Annotated in this window: 4 protein-coding genes and 1 pseudogene; 3 read left to right on the top strand and 2 right to left on the bottom strand. The window is 71.7% G+C overall.

Annotation, left to right across the window (positions count from 1 at the left end):
- Positions 1-242, bottom strand: a pseudogene (locus V7793_RS33765) (hypothetical protein); the annotation flags it as partial.
- Between the two features lie 358 nt (positions 243-600).
- On the opposite strand from V7793_RS33765, the gene purN reads away from it, so the two are divergent.
- Both purN and purH read left to right on the top strand, forming a co-directional pair.
- On the top strand, positions 601-1,233 hold the full coding sequence (purN, locus tag V7793_RS33760; RefSeq protein WP_336013511.1) for a phosphoribosylglycinamide formyltransferase: 633 nt from the start codon (positions 601-603) through the stop codon (positions 1,231-1,233).
- Between the two features lie 11 nt (positions 1,234-1,244).
- A complete protein-coding gene (purH, locus tag V7793_RS33755) occupies positions 1,245-2,792 on the top strand; it encodes a bifunctional phosphoribosylaminoimidazolecarboxamide formyltransferase/IMP cyclohydrolase (protein WP_336013512.1) in 1,548 nt (515 codons plus the stop codon).
- A 75-nt stretch (positions 2,793-2,867) separates the two neighbouring features.
- Here purH and V7793_RS33750 read toward each other — a convergent pair whose 3' ends face one another.
- Positions 2,868-3,575, bottom strand: coding sequence for a hypothetical protein (locus V7793_RS33750; protein WP_336013510.1), 708 nt, complete (start codon positions 3,573-3,575; stop codon positions 2,868-2,870).
- Positions 3,576-3,720: 145 nt separating this feature from the next.
- On the opposite strand from V7793_RS33750, the gene V7793_RS33745 reads away from it, so the two are divergent.
- Positions 3,721-4,590 (top strand): bifunctional methylenetetrahydrofolate dehydrogenase/methenyltetrahydrofolate cyclohydrolase, encoded by an 870-nt coding sequence (locus V7793_RS33745; RefSeq protein WP_336013509.1) that lies wholly within the window; start codon positions 3,721-3,723, stop codon positions 4,588-4,590.
- Positions 4,591-4,634: the final 44 nt, after the last annotated feature.

Raw genomic sequence — 4,634 nt, 5'->3', positions numbered from 1 at the left:
TGCGAGCCGTCCCCCTGGCCGCCGTCCCGGCCGTCCCCGCGGCCCTGCGGGGGCTGCCGCGGCTGCCAGGGCCGGTCCGGCTGTCCCTCCGGCGGCGGCGCGAAGGGGTTGTCCCGCTGCTCGTCGGGGGAGGGCGGCGTGGGGCGGTCGTGCGACATGCGGGCGTTCCTCATCGCACCGCCGCCGGGGGTGTCGGTGGGCAGCGCGAGGCGGTGAGCCGCGTGACGGCGTCGGTCCGGCATGTGGAGTGTGTCTTCCCCTTGTGTCGTCGTCCGGCACGCCCAGGATGTGCGCCGTCCAGGATGTGTGCCCGAACGCCCGGGACGTACGGCACATCCCCGGCGTCCGTGCCTACCGCACTCCGAACGTACGGCGTCGCGCCCGGATTCCGTGCACGTGGCCCGCGCTTTTCCGTGCGCTGCTTCCAGACGCTACCTTCCGCGCGCGCCCCCGTCCCGCGGGGGCCGTTCGGTGTGCCGGTATCGTTGCTGGCGGTCGGCGGGTTCGTAGAGTCCCCCGTATTCGGCGACGCCCTCGTCTCGTACGACCATACAAACCGTACGGCCATCACACCGCTCGCCTGCGAGAAAGGGCCCCACCGTGGCCTCCCCGCCTCCCGCGCCCCCCGCCCGCCTCGTCGTCCTGGTCTCCGGCTCCGGCACCAATCTGCAGGCCCTGCTCGATGCGATCGCCGCCGATCCGGAGGGCTACGGCGCCCGGATCGTGGCCGTGGGCGCCGACCGGGACGGCATCGCCGGCCTGGAGCGGGCCGAGCGCGCCGGGATCCCCACGTTCGTCTGCCGCGTCAAGGACCACCCGACGCGCGACGCCTGGGACCGGGCGCTGGCGGAGGCCACCGCGGCCCATGAGCCGGACCTCGTGGTCTCGGCCGGTTTTATGAAGATCGTGGGCAAGGAGTTCCTGGCCCGCTTCGGGGGCCGCGTGATCAATACGCACCCCGCCCTGCTGCCCAGCTTCCCCGGCGCCCACGGCGCGCGCGACGCGCTCGCGTACGGGGTCAAGGTGACGGGGTGCACCGTGCACTTCGTCGACGACGGCGTCGACACCGGCCCGATCATCGCCCAGGGCGTCGTCGGGGTCCGGGACGAGGACGACGAATCCGCGCTGCACGAGCGGATCAAGGAAGTCGAGCGCGAGCTGCTCGTCGAGGTCGTGGGGCGCCTGGCCCGCAACGGCTACCGCATAGAGGGACGAAAGGTGAAATTCCTGTGACCGCCGAAGGTATGAAGCGGCCCATCCGCCGCGCGCTGGTCAGCGTCTACGACAAGGCCGGGCTGGAGGAGCTCGCACGCGGTCTGCACGAGGCGGGCGTCGAGCTCGTCTCGACCGGCTCGACGGCCGGCCGGATCGCCGCCGCCGGCGTCCCGGTCACCCGGGTCGAGGAGCTCACCGGTTTCCCCGAGTGCCTGGACGGCCGCGTCAAGACCCTCCACCCGCGCGTCCACGCCGGCATCCTGGCCGACCAGCGCCTGGACTCCCACCGCGAGCAGCTGGCCGAGCTGGGCGTGGAGCCGTTCGAGCTGGTGATCGTCAACCTCTACCCGTTCCGGGAGACCGTCGCCTCCGGCGCCTCGCCCGACGAGTGCGTGGAGCAGATCGACATCGGCGGCCCCTCGATGGTCCGCGCCGCCGCCAAGAACCACCCCTCGGTGGCCGTCGTGGTCAACCCCGGCCGCTACCAGGACGTCCTCAAGGCCGTCGCCGACGGCGGCTTCGACCTGGCGCAGCGCAAGCGCCTGGCCGCCGAGGCGTTCCAGCACACCGCCGCCTACGACGTGGCCGTCGCCAACTGGTTCGCCGAAGGCTACGGCGCCGACGAGGGCCCCTGGCCGGACTTCACCGGCGTCTCCTACGAGCGCAAGCAGGTCCTGCGCTACGGCGAGAACCCGCACCAGCCCGCCGCCCTCTACACGGACGGCACGGGCAAGGGCCTCGCCTACGCCGAGCAGCTGCACGGCAAGGAGATGTCCTACAACAACTATGTGGACACCGAGGCGGCCCGCCGGGCGGCGTACGACCACACCGACCCCTGCGTCGCGATCATCAAGCACGCCAACCCGTGCGGCATCGCCGTCGGTTCGGACGTCGCCGAGGCCCACCGCAAGGCCCACGAGTGCGACCCGCTGTCCGCGTTCGGCGGCGTGATCGCCGTCAACAGCCCCGTGTCGGTCGCCATGGCCGAGCAGGTCGCCGAGATCTTCACCGAGGTCATCGTCGCCCCGGCCTACGAGGACGGCGCCGTGGAGGTGCTGGCCCGCAAGAAGAACATCCGCGTGCTGCGCTGCGCCGACGCCCCCGCGGCGCACGGCGAGACCCGGCCCGTCGAGGGCGGCGTCCTCGTCCAGACCAAGGACCGCCTCCAGGCCGAGGGCGACGATCCGGCCAACTGGACGCTCGCCACGGGCGAGGCGCTCCCCGCCGAGGAGCTGGCCGGCTTGGCCTTCGCCTGGCGCGCCTGTCGTGCGGTCAAGTCCAACGCGATCCTGCTGGCCAAGGACGGCGCGACCGTCGGCGTCGGCATGGGCCAGGTCAACCGCGTCGACTCCGCGAAGCTGGCCGTGCAGCGGGCGGGCGAGGAGCGGGCGCGCGGCTCGTACGCCGCCTCCGACGCCTTCTTCCCCTTCCCGGACGGGCTGGAGGTGCTGACGGCCGCGGGCGTCAAGGCCGTGGTGCAGCCGGGTGGTTCGGTCCGCGACGAGCAGGTCGTGGAGGCCGCGAAGGCGGCGGGCGTGACGATGTACTTCACGGGTACGCGCCACTTCTTCCACTAGGCCGCGGAACGGGCGGAGGCCCGTACCCCGATGCGATCGGGTGTACGGGCCTCCGCGTCCGTCACGTGCGTGCGCTCAGAAGCGCGGGCGGCGGAACCAGTCCTGCGAGGCCTGCTTGGCCGCGAAGACGATCACCAGGATCGACAGGATCAGGCCGATGAGGCCGACGCCGTAGAAGACGATGCACACCAGGCCGCTGATGATCCCGAACGCCGCGTAGACGATCGAGCCGACGCGGACGCCATTGCCGCCCTTGGCGTAGCGCACCGCGAGAATGACGCCGATGATCGCAAAGACCACGGCCAGCGCGGCGAGGAACGCGAACACGCCCTTTCCGGCGTCGAAGACCGTGTCGGCATCCACGGTGTCGCCCTGCGCGGTGGTGACGGTGCCGCCCCCGTGGGTCTCCTTCGCGTCGCTGATCGCGGCGATGGCGGCGGCGCACAGGCCTGCGACGATCACGTGTACCGCGGCGATCGCGTACAGCATGATGCGCGCGGCCTTGGTGATGCCCGGCATCACCTGCGGACCTTGCGGCACACCGGCGTAGCCGCCCTGCGCCTGCGGGTACGCGGCGTACGGCTGGCCGGGCTGTCCGCCCTGGGGCTGCTGCGGATATCCGTAACCGGGCGCCTGCTGGGGCGCGCCGTACGGGTTGTTCTGATCGCCGAAGCTCATGCTGGGGATTTCCTCCGTCGGTGTCGTGCGGGGACGGCGCAGGCATTCGGAGGAGAGTTGTGTCAGCGGCTCGCCCCCGATTTGCACCCGCGGCACGCGGATCATCGTTATAGGGCCTCTGACTTTTGTCCAGCTGATACCCGTATCCGAGGGGCCGCGGGGGCTGCAGGGAATAACCGAAGCGAATTCGTCACCTTCGGCGGGCCGCCCTGATTGGAACCATGGCCGCCCCATCCGCGAGGATGGGGTCATGACCGCCCAGATTCTCGATGGCAAGGCCACCGCAGCAGCGATCAAGTCCGAACTCACCGTGCGCGTGGAGGCGCTGAAGGCCAAGGGCGTGCAGCCCGGTCTCGGCACCGTCCTCGTCGGCGACGACCCCGGCAGCAAGTGGTACGTCGCCGGCAAGCACCGTGACTGCGCCGAGGTCGGCATCGCCTCCATCCAGCGCGAACTCCCCGCCACGGCCACCCAGGAGGAGATCGAGGCGGTCGTCCGCGAGCTCAACGACAACCCCGACTGCACCGGTTACATCGTCCAACTCCCCCTCCCCAAGGGCATCGACACCAACCGCGTCCTGGAGCTGATGGACCCGGCCAAGGACGCCGACGGCCTGCACCCGATGAGCCTCGGCCGCCTGGTGCTGAACGAGACCGGCCCGCTGCCCTGCACCCCCAACGGGATCATCGAGCTGCTGCGCCGCCACGACGTCGAGCTCAACGGCAAGCACGTCGTGGTCGTCGGCCGCGGCATCACCGTCGGCCGCTCGATCGGCCTGCTGCTGACCCGCCGGACCGAGAACTCCACGGTCACCCTCTGCCACACCGGTACCCGTGACCTGTCGGCGCACCTGCGCGAGGCCGACATCATCGTCGCCGCGGCGGGCGTGGGCCACCTGATCAAGCCGGAGGACGTCAAGCCCGGCGCGGCCGTGCTGGACGTCGGCGTCAGCCGCGACGGCGAGGGCAAGATCATGGGCGATGTCGACCCGGCGGTCGCCAAGGTCGCCGGCTGGGTCTCGCCGAACCCCGGCGGCGTCGGCCCGATGACCCGGGCCCTGCTGCTGGTGAACGTGGTGGAGGCCGCCGAGCGCGCCGCCGGAAGCGGCAATGCGGGCTGAGGACAAGCCGGGCGAGGGACCGGGCAAGGAGCCGGGCGCGGGCA

Source organism: Streptomyces sp. KLMMK (assembly GCF_036961605.1).
Taxonomy (GTDB): domain Bacteria; phylum Actinomycetota; class Actinomycetes; order Streptomycetales; family Streptomycetaceae; genus Streptomyces; species Streptomyces telluris.
The sequence above is the reverse complement of the archived record's forward strand: the minus strand, read 5'-3'. Positions and strand labels throughout refer to the sequence as shown.

Coding starts and splice junctions, on each gene's coding strand:
- purH (WP_336013512.1), top strand. CDS start 1,245: ATGAAGCGGCCCATCCGCCGCGCGCTGGTCAGCGTCTACGACAAGGCC.
- V7793_RS33750 (WP_336013510.1), bottom strand. CDS start 3,575: ATGATCCGCGTGCCGCGGGTGCAAATCGGGGGCGAGCCGCTGACACAA.
- V7793_RS33745 (WP_336013509.1), top strand. CDS start 3,721: ATGACCGCCCAGATTCTCGATGGCAAGGCCACCGCAGCAGCGATCAAG.